The sequence below is a fragment of the Acinetobacter rudis genome (assembly GCF_000829675.1).
In the GTDB taxonomy this organism is placed as follows: Bacteria; Pseudomonadota; Gammaproteobacteria; order Pseudomonadales; family Moraxellaceae; genus Acinetobacter; species Acinetobacter rudis.
Genome location: NZ_BBRX01000021.1, coordinates 90,505 through 107,295 on the forward strand (window position 1 = coordinate 90,505; position 16,791 = coordinate 107,295).

Genomic DNA, 16,791 nt, shown 5'->3' on the forward strand with positions numbered 1-16,791 from the left:
CTACCTCCTAGGCGTTAAATCCATTTAAATCTTTAAGCTATTGAATTGATGCGATAAACTGGCTTAATGCCTGGGTAAATTTATCTGCTTGCTCAATATTTGAAAGATGTGATGCATCAAGTACAACAAGTTCGCTGAGCGGAATTTTTTGCTGCATTAATTGGGCATCTGCAATTGTCGTTACAGGATCGTTTTGACCTGCAATAATCAGCGTAGGAATTGAAATTTGTTGCAGCTCTTCACGCAAATCGGCATGTGCCAAAGCACGGCAAGATTCTGCATAACCCGCAGCTGAGGTCGTGGCCAAACTTTGAATTGTACGCTGTGCCACTGCGCTATTTTGATAATCAAAATGATCACTAAACCAACGTGTGTGGGTTGAAGCCACGATATCCGTTAGACCATTTGCACTTACATCATCTGCACGTGAGTTCCAACCTTCGGTAGTCCATATTTTTGCACCAGAGTTAGCAACCGTAATACTTAAAAAGCGTTCTGCATGATGTATGCCTAAATACAGGGCAGTTATTCCCCCCATGGAAATACCACAGAAATGAACGTGTTTAAGCTGCAATTGATCTAAAATATCAATCACATCTTCTGCGAGGTTTTTTAAGCTACTTGCAGCGATGACCTCACTTTGGCCATGTCCACGTGTGTCATAAGTGATCACTTGATAATTTTGAGCCAAAACCTCAACTTGGGCCTGCCACATTTGTTGATCTGTGCCCAATGAATTAGAGAGTACAATGACTGGAGCATGCTCTGGTCCGTATTTGCTTACAGATAAATGTCTACCTTGCCGATTGGTAACGGTAAAACTCATTGAATTTCTCCTGTTGCTTCCTGCAACACTGTATCGATTTGATCTTGAATGTTGCCTAAGTACGAGTCAGAGCTAAAAAATTGTTGAATTTGATCCAGAGTAAAATGTTGCTTAACTTCATCAAGCTCGGAAATAACGCTCATAAGATGAACTTGATTTTCAATCGCAGTTTGACAAGCTGCCTCTACAACATGATGAGCTTGTAAACGACCCATTTTCGGTGCTAAAGCCATCATCACAGCTTCAGCCATAATTAAGCCAGATGTGCACTCTAGGTTGTTTTTCATGCGATCAACATCAACTTCCATCCCTTTTAAAACGTCCAATGTCCGCGCTAACGATCCAGCTGTTAGCTGAAAGATCTCTGGGATAGCCAGCCATTCTGCGTGCCAACTTCCTAAACTACGTTCATGCTCTTGCACCATGCTTTGGTACAGACTAGACATTAAGACAGGAACACGGTTAGCAGCTGCTAATATCGCTGCTGCGGCTACAGGATTACGTTTATGCGGCATTGTTGAAGAACCACCACGGCCTTTTGCTGTTGGCTCTGAAACTTCACCAATCTCAGTTTGCATCATCAATGACCAGTCACGCGCCATTTTTCCAAGTGAACCCATGATCAGTGCAACAGTACTGGCGAGTTCAACAAGTCGATCACGCTCCCCATGCCAAGTACAGCTTGGCTGTGATAACCCTAAACATTTGGAATAAGCAGCTACAACCGCTGAACCATGTTGCTGCAATGATGCCAATGAACCTACAGCACCGCCCAATTGTGCAGTAAATACACGTGATTTAATCGTTTCCAGACGATCTAAATCTCGTTTAAATCCTGATGCCCAACGTGCCAATTTGTGTCCAAACGTTATCGGTAAAGCCTGTTGTAGCCAGGTTCGCCCGATCATGACTTGATGCCGATAAATTTCGGTTTGCATTAAAGTGGTTTGATAACACTGCTGAAGTAGCGTCTCAATTTGTGCTAAAGCATCCCGACATTGCAAAATACATGCGGTATCTAAGATATCCTGACTTGTTGCTCCCCAATGCACAAAGCGGGCTGCCTCAGGATCTTGTGCCTTTACAATCGCAGTGAGTTGTTTCACAAAAGGAATTGCAATATTGCCTGCTAAACCTGCCGCAACGGCTAATGCATCAAAATCAATTTTATCAAGCACATTTTGAGCAACTTGTTGGATCACAGTAGCAGCAGATTGCGGAATAACGCCGACTTCTGCTTGTGCTTTGGCTAATGCAGTTTCAGCTTCAACCATGTACATCACCAACGCACGATCACTGAAAATTTCAGTCACCTGTGGTTGATAAAATAAACTGGCATATAGTTGACTCATGGTGCTAAATTCCTCATTAAATGCGCTTAATAATCAAGGCAATACCTTGACCCACACCAATACACATTGAACATAATGCGTATTCACCCTTAATGACCTCAAGCTGATTCAATGCGGTAGTGACCAAACGTGCACCTGAAGCACCCAGTGGGTGGCCTAAGGCAATTGCACCACCATTGGGGTTCACCCGAGCATCATCATCAGCCAAACCTAAATCACGTGTCACTGCCAATGCTTGAGCTGCAAAAGCCTCGTTGAGTTCAATGACATCCATTTGTTCTAAAGTTAAGCCTGATTGAGCCAATAGCTTTTTAATCGCAGGTGCTGGTGCAAACCCCATAATACGAGGCTCAACTCCCACTACTGTTGCAGCAATAATTTTTGCACGTGGCTTTAATGTATATTTTTCGATGGCTTCATCAGATGCAATCAGTAATGCTGCTGCCCCATCATTGATACCTGAAGCATTTCCAGCAGTTACAGAGCCTTCAGCCTTAACCACTGGTTTTAGTTTAGTTAATGCTTCGAGGGTGGTTGATGCACGTGGGTGCTCATCAATCTGCACAACTTTGGGATCACCTTTAGCGGGTATAACGGTTACAGGAACGATTTCTTTATCAAAGAAATGGCGTGCTTGTGCAGCTGCTGTACGTTGTTGACTGCTTAGCGCAAATTGATCCTGATCTTCTCGATTGATTTTAAATTGTTCTGCTACATTTTCAGCAGTTTGTGGCATAGTTTCAACGCCATACAATGCTTTTAGTTTTGAGTTAATAAAGCGCCAACCCATCGTAGTATCTTCAAGTTTTTGTACACGACTGTAAGCACTTTCGGATTTACCCATCACTAATGGTGCACGGGACATAGATTCAACACCACCAGCGATGATGAGATCTGCTTCACCCGCTTTAATTGCTCGTGCTGCAATGGCAATCGCATCAAGTGATGAGCCACATAAACGGTTTACAGTCGTTGCAGGGACTTGGTATGGAACACCTGCCAATAAGGCTGACATACGTGCAACGTTACGATTATCTTCACCAGCTTGGTTTGCACAGCCATAAATGACATCATCTACTTTTTCCCAATCAATTGATGAATTTCGTTCCATGAGTGCTTTAATGGGAACTGCGCCCAAGTCATCTGCACGTACAGAAGCAAGCCCACCTGCATAGCGCCCAAATGGTGTACGAATCGCGTCGATGATGTATGCATTTTTCATGTGTATTTCCTTATTTATTTGCCAAGGTGAACAGTCGATGGGGTGTTCTTTCTAAGCCATATTGCTTAAAAAATTATCTTTGAAAATCTCGAATTGCCTTGTTTTATTCAACGGGTTTTAGCAAGGACTGACTTAAGGTGAGATTTTCATTTAACTCCCCATTGGCAACAAAATTGCACCCGTCATACTTTGTAATTCTTCAAAACTCAGTCCATCGACCATCTCAAGTACTTTTAGACCTTCAGTTGTGACATCAATCACGCACAGGTCTGTATAAATACGATCCACACAACTTAGTCCCGTGGCTGGATAACTCAGTTTCGATACAATTTTGGGTTCACCTTTTTTCGTAACATGATCAGTGGTAATAAAGACTTTTTTTGCACCAACTGCTAAGTCCATCGCTCCGCCTACAGCTGGGATCGCATCTGGGGCTCCTGTATGCCAGTTTGCAAGGTCTCCATTTGCTGCAACTTGAAAAGCACCAAGCACAGCAATATCTAAATGACCGCCTCGCATCATGGCAAAAGAGTCGCCGTGGTGAAAGAAAGCTCCACCATCAAGTAAAGTGACAAACTCTTTGCCAGCATTAATCAGTTCAGGATCTCGATTGTCTTCACTAGGAGGCGGACCAAATGCTAAAAGACCATTCTCAGAATGTAAAAATACGTCTTTATCTGCAGGTAAATAACTTGAAATCTTCGTTGGTAAACCGATACCAAGGTTCACATAAGCACCGTCTGGGATATCTTGGGCAACACGCTCAGCAATTTGATCACGGGTTAATTTTGTATAACTCATTTTAAGGCTCCGTCTCTAATTATTGAGCTGTATTCACTTGAACAACATGCTGCACAAAGATCCCTGGTGTGATGATGTGTTCAGGATCTAGGCTACCAAGTTCAACAATCTCTGAAACTTGTGCAATTGTTACCCCTGCTGCCATTGCCATGATTGGACCAAAATTACGTGCAGATTTTCGGTAAACCAAGTTACCCCAACGATCACCCTTTAATGCTTTGATTAATGCAAAGTCTGCTTTAATTGGAAGTTCTAAGACATAATCTTTGCCGTCATAGTTCATGGTCGGTTTGCCTTCTGCAAGCAAAGTACCAAAACCTGTAGGTGTATAAATTGGCCCCAAGCCCATGCCTGCTGCTTGGATACGGCACGCTAAATTACCTTGTGGTACCAGCTCTAATTCAACTTTACCTGCACGATATAACTCATCAAAAACATAAGAATCAGACTGGCGAGGGAAAGAACAAATCATCTTTCTTACGGCACCAGATTTAAGCAGTTTTGCTAGACCATAATCCCCATTTCCTGCGTTATTGTTCACAATAATCAGATCTTTAATACCAAGCTCAATTAAACCATCTATGAGTTCAGCCGGTTGTCCTGCACTACCGAAACCACCAATCATAATGGTCGAACCATCTTTAATCTGTGAGAGTGCTTCTGTCATTGAAGCTGAGCTTTTATCGATCATTAGGGGGATAACTCCGTCTAGCTAAATGTCTCAAAAACGAAATTCAATGAAAGCGTACTCAAGAGGCAAAAAAGGGTTTTACTCAATCCCGAGTAATTTCATTAGAATTCCTATGGTCAATTCTTATGTTTTTTTTTAAATTCATCTAGTTGAAAAATACATTAGTGTTCGATGATTGGGTTTTGTGTTCGATGATCGAACAATTGTTCTATTCCTGCGTTATATTATGCATAATTTAGATTAGGCTCAATGCGGATTCAATATTCTATAAATGGCGACTTTTTAGGGAGAAAAAATTGCTTATGGATACTAAAAAAGTTCTAAAAAACATGGATAATCAAAAAATTATCCGTCATGAAGATTTTGTTGCAGGCATTAGTAAAGGCATGGCAATTTTAGAGTGTTTTGGTCCAGAAAAGCATCGTCTCAATGTTTCTATGGCTGCAGAAAAAACAGGATTAACTCGAGCGGCAACAAGGCGGCATTTACTTACTTTAGAATATTTGGGTTATTTAGATTTTGATGGGCATTATTATTATTTAACCGCTAAAGTCTTAAAGTTTTCAGGTGCTTATTTAAGTGGTTCTCAATTACCTAAAATTTGCCAACCACTACTTAATCTTTTAACTACACAAACTTCACTTATTTTTTCGGTGATGGTTTTAGATGGCTATGAAGCAATCACTATCGCACGCAGTGCATCGCCTCAACAAACAGATCGAGTTAATCCTTATGGTTTACATTTGGGTAACCGTTTGCCAGCACATGCGACCTCGGCGGGTAAAATATTACTTGCTCATTTGGAAGTTTCAGAACAAGTTAAATGGCTTGATAAATATCCATTAAAACGTTTGACCAAGTACAGTATTATCGACAATGCTTTGTTTCTAGCGTTATTAGAAGAGATTAAACAACAAGATTGGTGTTATTCAAGCGAAGAACATGAGCTCGGTGTACATGCACTTGCGGTTCCCATCTATGGACCAAATGGCAATATTGTTGCCGCTCTCAATATTGTGTCTCCGACCGCTAGATCCACAAAAGACTATTTAATTCAGCAAATTTTACCGTTACTTCAGGAAACTGCTAGAGAACTTAGAAATGTTATTTAGTTCACAACTGAGGAATGTATATTTCTAATATATTCCTCAGTTCAACCAGATCATTATGAATTTAATAATGAATGCTTAAACGATAAAATATGACTACTGACTGCCTGTTCTGCCAAAGCTAAATCTTTATGTTCTAAAGCATGAATAATCGCAGCATGTTCCTCTACAACCTCTTGCATATGTATTTCATTTGATAAGGTTGAAGTCCAAAACCGCTGTGCTTGAGCGTGGATGACACTTAAAATATCCGCGAGCCACTTATTTGCAGTGATTTCAGATAAAGCCTCATGAAACTCTCGATCCAATGTCATCATTTCAACAGTATTTAGTGCATTACGTGCAGCAAGTACTTTTTCATGAATCGATTTTAAATGATCTAATTCTTCTACTGTAATTCGTTTACAAACCAATTGGATACATAACAGTTCATTGGCCAAACGTACTTCAATCAATTTTAAAGCATCATTAATAGAAAGTGGTGAGACCATTACACCTTTACGAGGAATAATTTGCAACAAGCCCTCTCCTGCAAGTCGATGAATTGCCTGATTAATAGGAGTCCTACCCAGCTCCAAATCTTCCATTACTTGTGCCGTATTTAAATATTCACCTGGTTTATAACGTAATGTCACCAATGCCTGTTTAAAACGTAAATACGCAATTTCGTTCAATGAGAGCGCACGTGTTTTGTCTTTGGCTTGAACTTTGCTCGTTTTCGTTTCAGACATCCTTAAAATCCTCAATATGACTAATTTCTCTATTTTTACACAAAAAAAGGGTTTAAAAATTTTTCATCATAAATTATAGTGAAATTTCACAGTAATTTAACAAATAGATTTCGGATCACTATTATTAAATCGTAGTGTCTCAGCAGTTGGATTTATCTGAAATCTCTAAAGGAATATTGCCATGTCTAAGATCAGACTCAATCTACACTCTTTTTCTTCTTAAGAATCTAACCCTTCTATTGAGTTAGAGATCAATCGACTGATCGTTGCAGGTTGGGCAGGTCGTAATATTGAAGCTATAGAAGAGCACATTGCTGAACTTGAAGAATTGGGGGTAAAGCGTCCAACATCAGTGCCCTGTTTTTATCAGTTGTCATCTGATTTATTGACGACTTCAAATGAGATTCAAGTGATTGAACCGCATTCCTCAGGTGAAGTGGAATGTGTCTTGATCGATAGTGAACATGGACTATTGATTGCAATTGGCTCTGATCATACCGATCGTAAAGTTGAGAGTTATAATGTTGCGATTTCAAAACAAGTTTGCAGCAAACCAATCTCTCAAGATGCGTGGTTATATACAGATGTTGCAGATCATTGGGATGCTTTGGTAATGCGTAGCTATCGGATGATCAATGGTGAAAAAGAACTTTACCAAGAAGGTCAGACCAGTAACTTACTTGCAATACCTGATCTCATTAAAAAACTAACTCAAGGTGATCAATTTCCTAAAAATCATGCGATGTTGTGTGGTACCCAAGCAGTTTTAACTCAAATTTCACATGGTGATGCATTTTATTTAGAGCTTCATGATCCTATTTTAAATCGTACATTGACACATCACTATACAGTGACCACGCTTGATATGGTGCAATGATCACATGATTGAAAAACTACAACAGATAATTAACGCTGAGGAAAAGGGTTCTGAAAACCTGATTCGACAATCTATTGCTCAAATTAAGCAATATCAAGCTGATGGTGGTACAGCTTATATTTCTTTAGATGAAGACGTTGCATTAGCAGCAGCACAGTCTGCTGACTTGGCTCGCAAAAGTGGTTATGTGGCTTCACCTTTGGCAGGTTTAGCTGTATCCATTAAAGATTTGTATGATGTTAAAAATCAAGTTACTGCATCTGCTTCTAAAGTATTGGCAGATGACAGTGTTGCTCGAAAAGACGCTGAAGCTGTCCATTTACTCCGCCAATCAGGTGCAGTATTACTTGGACGCACCAATATGAGCGAGTTTGCCTTTTCTGGTCTGGGATTAAATCCACACTATGGAACCCCCACTTTCGCCGATTCATTTAAACGGATTGCAGGTGGCTCAACATCAGGCGGAGCAGTTTCTGTTGCACTTGGGCATTGTGTTGCTGCACTGGGTTCAGATACGGGTGGATCATTGCGAATTCCAGCAGCATTTTGTGGTTTAGTTGGTTTTAAACCAAGTTCAGGACGTATATCGACTGAGGGAGCTTTCCCGCTTTCATACTCATTTGATACAGTGGGTACGATTACGCACACCGTTGAAGATAACATTATTGTTGATGAGATTTTATCTGGTGAAAAGTTTGAAAAAATAGAGATCCAGCCGCATCAATTAAATATTGCGATTACAGATGATTATTTTTTTGATGGTGCCGACCACAATGTACTTGAGGCGTATCAACACACGATTGAGCTTTTAAAATCACATGGGGTCAACTTTCATAAGATTGATTTATCTGAACTAGATCAAATTGGAAAAATTAATCATGCTGGTGGGCTTACTGCTGCCGAGTCATGGTTTATTCATCGCGATTTATTATCGATCCCTGAAAAATATACTTTATATGATCCACGTGTCGCTCAGCGTATTGTTCGTGGAAAAAATATAAATGCTGCAGACTATTTATATATAAAACAACAACGTCAAAATCTCATCCAAAGTATCTCAAATAAACTCGCTGCTTTTGATGCTTTAATCTACCCAACAGTTGCAATTGTTGCGCCATTACTTGAACCACTTGAGCAAGATGAAGCACATTTTTTTGCAACCAATGCTTTGGTTTTAAGAAACACTACAGTCATCAATTTCCTAGACGGTTGTGCTTTAAGTTTACCTTGGCAACGTAAGGATGCACTGCCTGTTGGAATTTCAATTGCTGCACTACATGGACAAGATCAGCATATTTTAAATCTCTCACTGTTGATTGAAAAATTAATCAAGGCTCAACCCTCTCAATCAAGGACCAAATCATGATCAAGGAAGAATCTGTTGGAATAAGCGAATATAGTCTGACTGAACAAAAACGGATATTTGCAAAGGTTGCTTGGCGGCTGATTCCCTTTTTGGTGTTCTTATTTATTTTGGCTTGGATTGATCGAATCAATGTTGGTTTTGCCAAACTGGCAATGCTGAATGATTTACAATTTAGTGAAGCTGTATATGGTTTAGGTGCAGGTATCTTTTTTATTGGTTATTTCTTTTTCGAAATACCCAGTAATCTACTGCTTGAAAAAATCGGAGCACGAGTCACTTTAGCCCGTATCACTATACTTTGGGGTCTCACCTCGATTGCAATGGCTTATGTCAACTCTGAATGGACATTTTATCTATTACGTTTCTTACTTGGAGTTTTTGAAGCAGGTTTTTTTCCTGGCGTTGTTCTATATTTAACCTATTGGTTCCCCGCTAAAGAGCGAGCAAAAATTAATGGACTATTTATGACCTCGTTTGCTATTGCAGGCGTGGTGGGTGGCCCAATTGCTGGTTTGATTATGGATAAAATGGTGGGTGGCATTGGTGGTCTTGCAAATTGGCAGTGGTTGTTTATTTTAGAAGGAATTCCATCTGTCATCGCTGGTTTCTTTGTTTTAAAGTATTTACCAGCTTCACCTGATAAGGCAAAGTTTTTAACTCGATCTGAACAAAAGTTTATTATCAGCACCATCCGTAATGAAGCATTCGTTCCGGGCAAACATAGTACTTTAAGAAGTATGTTTTCGAACAAAAAAGTATGGTTATGTACAGCAATTTATTTCTGTATTGTTGCTGGTAATGCAACGATTGCATTTTGGACCCCTTCAATCGTCAAGACTCTTGGCATAGATAACAATCTGATTATTGGATTAATTTCTGCTATTCCTTTTATCGTAGGTACGTTTGCTATGCTTTGGAATGGCTATCATTCTGACAAAACAGGTGAACGTCGCTTCCACTGCGCTATCGCAACATTATTCGCTGCTGTAGGTTTATTCGGAACTGGATTTTTTATGGACAATATCTATTTAGCCATGATATGTCTAACAATTGCTGCTGCGGGCATCTTAGCTGCTTTCCCAATTTTTTGGTCAATCCCAACGTTATTTTTGGCAGGTACAGCAGCTGCAGGTGGTATAGCCTTAATTAATTCGGTGGGTAATCTAGCAGGTTTTGTTGCACCCTATATGATTGGCTTTATTAAAACCAATACAGGTAGCCTTTCTGGTGGCTTATATTTCGTTGCATTCTTAGAATTAATCGCATGTTTTCTCGTGATAAAAGCATTAAAGAAAACTGCGACATATTAAGCCACTTTATATTTTAAAAGTTGTTACTCTCGATAATTTATCTAGCATAATTTTAATAGAATCAAATCGATTCCATTTAACTCAAAATGCTTTAGAAAGTGATCGCTAAGATCACTTTCTTTTTACTATAGAAGTAGATTGTAAAAGACCATTTCAACTTTTAAATGGTGAAAAACTAAACATCAATTTGCCAAGGTTTATTTCTAATCTTTTGTTGTAGAAATTCAATAAAACATTTAATTCTAGGGCTTTGTAGTTTTCGGTTGGCATAAATAATATACTGTGGTTCAGTTATTCCAGAACGAAAATTTCCCAAAATTGGTGTAAGTCGTCCTTGTTTAATATCTTCACCAATATGGTAGTCAGCCAGCCTGACCACACCTTCCCCTCTAAGTGCTAAATCTCGCAGAAAAGTGCCTTGTGAAAATGATGCAATCGGTTTGACTGGAACGATAACACTTTCATTATTTTCCATAAAATCCCAATTGTTCCAACTACTAGAAAAATTGAAATGAAAACAGCGATGTTGTAATAATGCTTGTGGGTGTAAGGGTATGCCATATTTTTCAAGATACTTCGGTGAGGCGCATGTAATCCATTCACTTTCGCCAATACGAGTCGCGATCCGAGATGAAGATGGCAGTATTCCTCCATAAATGGCGATATCAACACCACGATCGAAGTCATCTTGATACACCGCATTCAGTTCAAAATCTACACTCAACGATGGATATTTCTCTAAAAATTCAGGTAACCAAGGTAAAATTTGATGTTGAGCAAAGGTTGGCATGGTTCTAATCTTTAAGACACCACTCACTCGGTTTGGAAATGCTTCTGACAATGAGTCTGCCTCATTCATTGCTGCAACTACATTGCGTGCACTGTTTAAATATGCAACGCCTTCTTCAGTTAATGTCAGTTGTCTTGCACCCCTTTGAATAAGTCGGACCCCCAAGCGATTTTCGAGCCGGCTAATGAGTTTACTGATTGCAGATGGTGTTAGATCATTCGCTCGTGCAGCCGCAGAAAAACTGCCATGTTCATATGCCCAGATAAAGGCCATTAGTTGTCGATAGTTATCCACTATATTTTTCTCATTCATGCTGCGACCAACTTTGAATATAACAGCTTCAATTTACACTAACTGTGCCTGATATTCATAGTAAGTTTGAATTTGATGCAATCTACAAACAATTTACTTTTGCTAGTATCTCTTTTAATCCAATACATTATTTTAGGAGAAAGAGATGTCAGAGCCAAGGAATCCAGATTACTCAGCCAACGAAGAACTGATGCCTTTTCAATTACCACAAGTACCTTATATGTCACCAGATCTTGTGATACCGGGTGTTTTAGATGAAGCATTAAAAGATGATCAACTGTGGGTACCTACATCTGAATCTGTCAGTTTTAAACCATTACTTTTAAATACTAGCGCTGGTTATTATGTAAACCTATTACGTGTACGAAAAAGCGGTGTGTTATCTAGACATCGTCATACTGGTGCTGTACATGCATTTGTACTAAAAGGTCGTTGGTATTATCTAGAGCATGATTGGGTTGCAGAAGAAAAATCATTTGCATATGAACCACCGGGTGAAACACATACTCTTTTTGTTCCTGAAGATGTTTCTGAAATGATCACCTTATTTATTGTACATGGTGGTTATACCTATGTAGATCCTTATGGTAAAGCTGTAGGTTATGAGGATGTTTTTACAAAGTTAGAGGCGACAAGAGAACATTATAAAAAAATTGGTGTTCCAATGAGTGAATTAGAAAAAATAATCAGATAGTGATCTGATGTACTTCAACGCAAAATGCCAATTTATCCAATGATTGGCATTTTGTATTTTCATTGCTGAAAAACCAAATAAAACTATTAAGGGATGTAATATGTTAAAAATAATGGGCTTTCCTGGAGAGTATATTCAAGGAGAACATGCGCTAAGCAGTATTGGTGATATTGCGAACAGGCAGCAGTTTAAAAAAATTGGGCTGATCTATGATCCAGCGACCGAAGGTCGTATTTTAAATAAAGTCACAAAGTCTTTAAGCCAATCAAATGTCGAATATATTTGCTATAAATTTGCAGGTGAATGTACTTATAAGCTGATAGCGTATTTAACTCAGACGATGCAGCAACATGGTATAGATTCACTTATTGCTTTAGGGGGTGGTAAAGCGATGGATACCACTAAAGGTATCTCAAAAAGGCTTCATATTCCAATGATTATTTGCCCTACAGTTGCATCTAGCGATGCCCCTACAAGCAGATTAATTATTATCTATGATGACCAGCATAAAGTTCAGGCAGTAGAAAAAACTCAGCGGAACCCCGATATTGTATTGGTCGATCTCGATACAATTGTCCATGCCCCTGCACGCTTTTTTGCAGCAGGTATTGGTGATGCGATCAGTAAGATGTTTGAAGTCAATCAGTGTAAAAAAGCACATGGCTTAAATTCATTTTCTACTTCCCCCTTAGAAACTGCTTTATTATTGGCAAATCATACTTACTACAATCTGATGCAGTGGGGAAAAATGGCCTATGAGGATGTAAAACAACACCAGATAAGTGTTTCAGTTGAACGCGTTGTGGAATCGACTGTACTTCTGAGTGGATTAGCCTTTGAAAGTGGCGGTTTGTCTTTAGCACATGCACTTATTCGAGGATTAACGGCCATTCCCGAATTGGCATCTCAGTTACATGGAGAACTTGTAGCGTATGGTACAGTTGTTCAAGCTGTTTTAGAAAATAGAGAGCATCAATTTATTATTGAGTTGATTAATTTTCTCAGATCAGTGGACTTACCGACTACGCTCTATGAATTGGGTTATCAACAAGAAATAAGCGATGATATGCTGGATATCATCATTACCAATACGCTGCAAAATGATTATAGTCAACATTTTGAACCTGCACTAAACTCAGAAAATTTAAGACAGGCAATAATCAGGACCAATCATTATCATTAAAAAATTCTGAAAGACAAAGGGAGATAACCTCCCTTTTATTCACTACCTCATTAGCCAACCACCAGCAATATCAACAACTTGACCCGTTACAAAGCTACTGTCATTTGAAACCAGAAACTCTACAACTTTTGCGACTTCCATAGGTGAGCCTAATCGGCCTAATGGAGTGTCATCAATTACCCGTTGATTAACTTGATCACCAACCTCTAATACCATAGGTGTCTCGATGCGTCCTGGTGCAATTGCGTTGACATGAATATTATATGTCCCCAGCTCACCCGCTAAATGACGAGTCAATCCAATAATCGCAGCTTTGGTTGTACTGTAATGACATGCCACGACAGGCAGGTAAGCATGTGCAGCTACAGATGAAGTATTGATAATTTTTCCGAACTTGTGTTCTATCATTTGTGGCACTAAAAGCCGAATAAAATTGAATGTGCCATTTAAATTAACATCAACCACACGTTGCCATTCTTCTGGCGATAATTGCCAGATTTTATGAGCACTTCCCTCATGTTTTGGTGATATACCAGCATTATTTACGAGCGTATCAATAAAGCCAATTTCATTATAGAAGTACTCATACGCAGCCTGACATTTGCTGAAATCAGCAATATCTGTACAATATGAACTCACTTTATATCCTTGATCTGCCAATTCTCGATGTTTTTCCGCTAGTCGATCAGCATGATAATCAACTAAAGCAACAGTCATCCCTAATTGAGCAAAATGCTCAGCTAGAGCAGCACCAATACCATTCGCTGCACCTGTAATTAAAACCTTTCTATCACTCAATAATCTTGTTTGCATCTTAGCTCCATTAAATATGAGTAAAAACCCTATTAAAAAATGCAAAGATCCATCGAAGATCTTTGCATTAACCGCTTTATTTCACTTGGTTTAAATCAATACCTTTGTTATTTTTCCATGTTAAAACCGCAATAGATGCAATGATGGATATGACGATTAAATAAATATTAAACACCCATCCTTTATCAATAGAATAAAGCCAAGTATTTACATATGACGCCGTACCACCAAAAATAGTGACCGCTAATGACATAAAAAATCCAAGAAAGTTGGTTCGATATTTTGTTGGAATTTGTTCAGACATGGCGGCTGGTTTACACGACATTAAAAACCCCATGGTAAACAAACCAATACTTTGAGCGACTAATAGCGTCCAAGGCTCATGGCTAATTAAAGACCACAATGGAAAAAGTAATAAAGATGACCCTACATAAGTAATTAATGAATTATTGTTTCGTCCAATATAATCAGATAGTCGTCCTTGAAATGGTAAACAAATTAAATAGATGACTTGGGCGATACAACTCATCATAAATGCATCTTTAGCAGGCATTTTTTGAATGCCAATTGCATAAATGGCTGCACATGTCACCCATGTGTAAAAAGTTAATGTTGAACCCGCTTCATAGAAGAACAGCTTAATGCCAGCTTTCATGATTTTTGAAAAAGGCCAATTAACTTCTTCTACATTTGCCTCACTGTTTTGTTCAATATGTGTTTCGACCATATTTCTACGTAGATAAATGGCAAAAAATGCTAAACCGCCACCAATTGCAAAAGGTACTCTCCATACCCAATCATGCATTTGATGATCTGTATAAATAACATTAAGTAATGCTAAAAAAAGTGTTGCCAATAATGAGCCAGCTCCGACTGCAAAAAATGACATACTCGACCATAGGCCTCGCCTTTGTGGTGGCGCTATTTCTGCAATATATGCATATGATGTAGCTGTTTCACCGCCATGTGCAAAGCCTTGTACTAATCTTGCTATCAATAATAAAGCTGATGCCCACGCACCAATTTTTTCATATGATGGAATACAAGCAATCATTAAACTTGCTAATGCCATCATTACCATAGTGACCAGCATAATATTTTTGCGGCCATATTTATTTGCTAGAGGGCCAAATACAAATCCTCCAATCGGTCTAGAGACAAATCCAACCGCAAATACAGCAAGAGTATTTAATAATGCGGATGTTGGGTCAGTTTTATCAAACAATGCCGATGCAATATAAACTGAAGCAACTGCATAAATTGTCCAATCATACCATTCCAATAAATTGCCAATACCACTAGCAACTAAGGATTTTTTTATATCTTTCTGCACATTTTGCTGTGACTGAGTCTCAATCTTTGAAAAGCTAGTCATGGCTATTTCAATCCTTTAATTTAAAATAAATCGGCAGTCCTATTACTAATTTCATTTCAATTAGTGCTTTGCCTTTTTAGAATTTTTGCATATTTTTTATTGTCTAATGGTGAAGCCCATTCAAATACAGTGTGAATGACGGGAACATCAAAAAGTAGGATTTAGCAAGTTCAGTACTAATTTATATAGGGCCAAAATATTTATTTTAGACATCTTCCAAGCTTAAAACTGGTGCTATTCTCTATATATTTCATTTTTTTAGGCAGTTATTAATGTCATAGCATTTATACAGTCAAGATATCGTTCAAATTAAAGTTAATTGATTAGAATTTTTATGCAATTAAGATAAAAGGAGTAATATTTTTATATTACTCCTTGTTTTTATTTGATGTATTTTGAAACATGCTCTAGTGATCACAGCCTAGCTATGATTTTTTACCATTAGTTCCAAGGCATTTCACCTGTATGAACTTTAGAGCTTAATTCAAGAGAACTTTCTTCAGCCAATGATGGATATATTTCTTTTACAGCCGAGATCACTTGAACTGAATCCTTGCTCTCATATGCTTTAAGAATTTTTTCATAATCTTTAAGATACTGAGCCGTAAAGTCTATTGCACTACTTCCTTGTGGAATTTCACCGAGATAATGTCCAGGGATGACTGCACTTGGATGTAATCTTTTCATTTTACTCAAAGTGCTCAACCAGTCTTTACGAGACTCAAGCGTTTGAGTGTCTGCTGTCCATAAATGAATGCCAGAAGAAACCCCTACACCGCCTAAAATAGTTCGGTTACTTGGAACCCATAAATAGGCAGCATATGAGTGAGGAGATTTGATTTCAATCTTTTCACCATCTAGTTTTAATGTATTGCTCTCTAAAGCTGTGGGTACAATAACCTGCTGAGGCGCACCGTCTTTTAAAATAGGTCCCCAATACGCCAGTTTAGCGACTTTTGTTTGCTCTATATGTTTTACAACTTTAGGGGTTGCAACAACTTTAGCATTTGGAAATGCCTGAACTACAGGTTCAAGACCAAAATAAAAATCTGGATCGCCTGCGGTAATCACAATATGAGTTAAATTTTTTCCACTGTCTTGAATAATTTTAACGAGATTTTCACCGTCTTTGATACTGAATTGACTGTCGACTAAAATTGCATCTTTATCACCCGAAATGAGCGTAGATGAAACTGGGAATATCGCCTGTTGCTGTGGGTTATAGGTTTGATATGTTAATGGCGCTGCAAAGGTAGCACTCGCAAATAAAGCAGTACCAAGAGTTATAACTTTTGTTAGTGTACGCATAATATCCAACACTCCTGAGTAAAAATATATT

16 protein-coding genes are annotated in these 16,791 nt (G+C 38.6%); 6 read left to right on the plus strand and 10 right to left on the minus strand.

What is annotated here, in order from left to right; all coding sequences use genetic code 11:
* Positions 1 to 37: 37 nt before the first annotated feature.
* The 5 genes from pcaD to Aru01_RS05385 form a co-directional block, all read right to left on the minus strand.
* Complete coding sequence (pcaD, locus tag Aru01_RS05365) at positions 38 to 826, minus strand: 3-oxoadipate enol-lactonase (RefSeq protein ID WP_016656215.1); 789 nt, start codon at positions 824 to 826, stop codon at positions 38 to 40.
* Positions 823 to 2,178 carry a 3-carboxy-cis,cis-muconate cycloisomerase gene (pcaB, locus tag Aru01_RS05370; RefSeq protein WP_016656214.1) on the minus strand — a complete coding sequence of 452 codons (1,356 nt, stop codon included), beginning with the start codon at positions 2,176 to 2,178 and terminating at the stop codon, positions 823 to 825. Before pcaB ends, pcaD begins: the two co-directional genes overlap by 4 nt.
* A 16-nt stretch (positions 2,179 to 2,194) precedes the next feature.
* On the minus strand, positions 2,195 to 3,400 hold the full coding sequence (pcaF, locus tag Aru01_RS05375; RefSeq protein WP_016656213.1) for a 3-oxoadipyl-CoA thiolase: 1,206 nt from the start codon (positions 3,398 to 3,400) through the stop codon (positions 2,195 to 2,197).
* Positions 3,401 to 3,550: 150 nt separating this feature from the next.
* Entirely contained in the window at positions 3,551 to 4,201 is a 651-nt protein-coding gene (locus Aru01_RS05380) for a 3-oxoacid CoA-transferase subunit B (RefSeq protein ID WP_016656212.1), read from the minus strand.
* Positions 4,202 to 4,220: 19 nt separating this feature from the next.
* Positions 4,221 to 4,892, minus strand: a complete 672-nt coding sequence (locus tag Aru01_RS05385) for a 3-oxoacid CoA-transferase subunit A (RefSeq protein WP_016656211.1) — start codon at positions 4,890 to 4,892, stop codon at positions 4,221 to 4,223.
* Between the two features lie 302 nt (positions 4,893 to 5,194).
* Between Aru01_RS05385 and pcaU the strand changes: the two genes are divergently transcribed.
* Complete coding sequence (gene pcaU, locus Aru01_RS05390) at positions 5,195 to 6,004, plus strand: IclR family transcriptional regulator PcaU (protein WP_016656210.1); 810 nt, start codon at positions 5,195 to 5,197, stop codon at positions 6,002 to 6,004.
* Positions 6,005 to 6,057: 53 nt separating this feature from the next.
* Here the strand turns inward: pcaU and Aru01_RS05395 are convergent, their stop codons facing one another.
* Positions 6,058 to 6,732 (minus strand): GntR family transcriptional regulator, encoded by a 675-nt coding sequence (locus tag Aru01_RS05395; RefSeq protein WP_016656209.1) that lies wholly within the window; start codon positions 6,730 to 6,732, stop codon positions 6,058 to 6,060.
* Between the two features lie 262 nt (positions 6,733 to 6,994).
* On the opposite strand from Aru01_RS05395, the gene Aru01_RS05400 reads away from it, so the two are divergent.
* Genes Aru01_RS05400 through Aru01_RS05410 form a run of 3 tightly spaced genes read left to right on the plus strand, consistent with a single transcriptional unit; the run spans position 6,995 to position 10,285 of the window.
* The gene (locus Aru01_RS05400) at positions 6,995 to 7,609 is read left to right on the plus strand and encodes a DUF2848 domain-containing protein (RefSeq protein ID WP_228128746.1); all 615 of its coding nucleotides are present in this window, start codon (positions 6,995 to 6,997) and stop codon (positions 7,607 to 7,609) included.
* 4 nt (positions 7,610 to 7,613) lie between these two features.
* Positions 7,614 to 8,975 (plus strand): amidase, encoded by a 1,362-nt coding sequence (locus Aru01_RS05405; RefSeq protein WP_016656207.1) that lies wholly within the window; start codon positions 7,614 to 7,616, stop codon positions 8,973 to 8,975.
* Positions 8,972 to 10,285, plus strand: coding sequence for an MFS transporter (locus Aru01_RS05410; RefSeq protein ID WP_016656206.1), 1,314 nt, complete (start codon positions 8,972 to 8,974; stop codon positions 10,283 to 10,285). The genes Aru01_RS05405 and Aru01_RS05410 overlap by 4 nt, the downstream gene beginning before the upstream one ends.
* A 175-nt stretch (positions 10,286 to 10,460) precedes the next feature.
* Here the strand turns inward: Aru01_RS05410 and Aru01_RS05415 are convergent, their stop codons facing one another.
* Complete coding sequence (locus Aru01_RS05415) at positions 10,461 to 11,387, minus strand: LysR family transcriptional regulator (RefSeq protein ID WP_016656205.1); 927 nt, start codon at positions 11,385 to 11,387, stop codon at positions 10,461 to 10,463.
* Between the two features lie 145 nt (positions 11,388 to 11,532).
* Here Aru01_RS05415 and Aru01_RS05420 point away from each other — a divergent pair, with 145 nt between their 5' ends.
* Together Aru01_RS05420 and Aru01_RS05425 are read left to right on the plus strand one after the other, a co-directional pair.
* Complete coding sequence (locus Aru01_RS05420; RefSeq protein ID WP_016656204.1) at positions 11,533 to 12,081, plus strand: 2,4'-dihydroxyacetophenone dioxygenase family protein; 549 nt, start codon at positions 11,533 to 11,535, stop codon at positions 12,079 to 12,081.
* Between the two features lie 100 nt (positions 12,082 to 12,181).
* A complete protein-coding gene (locus tag Aru01_RS05425) occupies positions 12,182 to 13,264 on the plus strand; it encodes a glycerol dehydrogenase (protein WP_016656203.1) in 1,083 nt (360 codons plus the stop codon).
* 42 nt (positions 13,265 to 13,306) lie between these two features.
* On the opposite strand, the gene Aru01_RS05430 is transcribed toward Aru01_RS05425, so the two are convergent.
* The 3 genes from Aru01_RS05430 to Aru01_RS05440 form a co-directional block, all read right to left on the minus strand.
* The gene (locus Aru01_RS05430) at positions 13,307 to 14,077 is read right to left on the minus strand and encodes an SDR family oxidoreductase (RefSeq protein WP_016656202.1); all 771 of its coding nucleotides are present in this window, start codon (positions 14,075 to 14,077) and stop codon (positions 13,307 to 13,309) included.
* A 76-nt stretch (positions 14,078 to 14,153) separates the two neighbouring features.
* Entirely contained in the window at positions 14,154 to 15,452 is a 1,299-nt protein-coding gene (locus tag Aru01_RS05435; RefSeq protein ID WP_016656201.1) for an MFS transporter, read from the minus strand.
* Positions 15,453 to 15,893: 441 nt separating this feature from the next.
* Positions 15,894 to 16,760 (minus strand): Vmh family MBL fold metallo-hydrolase, encoded by an 867-nt coding sequence (locus Aru01_RS05440; RefSeq protein WP_016656200.1) that lies wholly within the window; start codon positions 16,758 to 16,760, stop codon positions 15,894 to 15,896.
* Between the last annotated feature and the right edge of the window lie 31 nt (positions 16,761 to 16,791).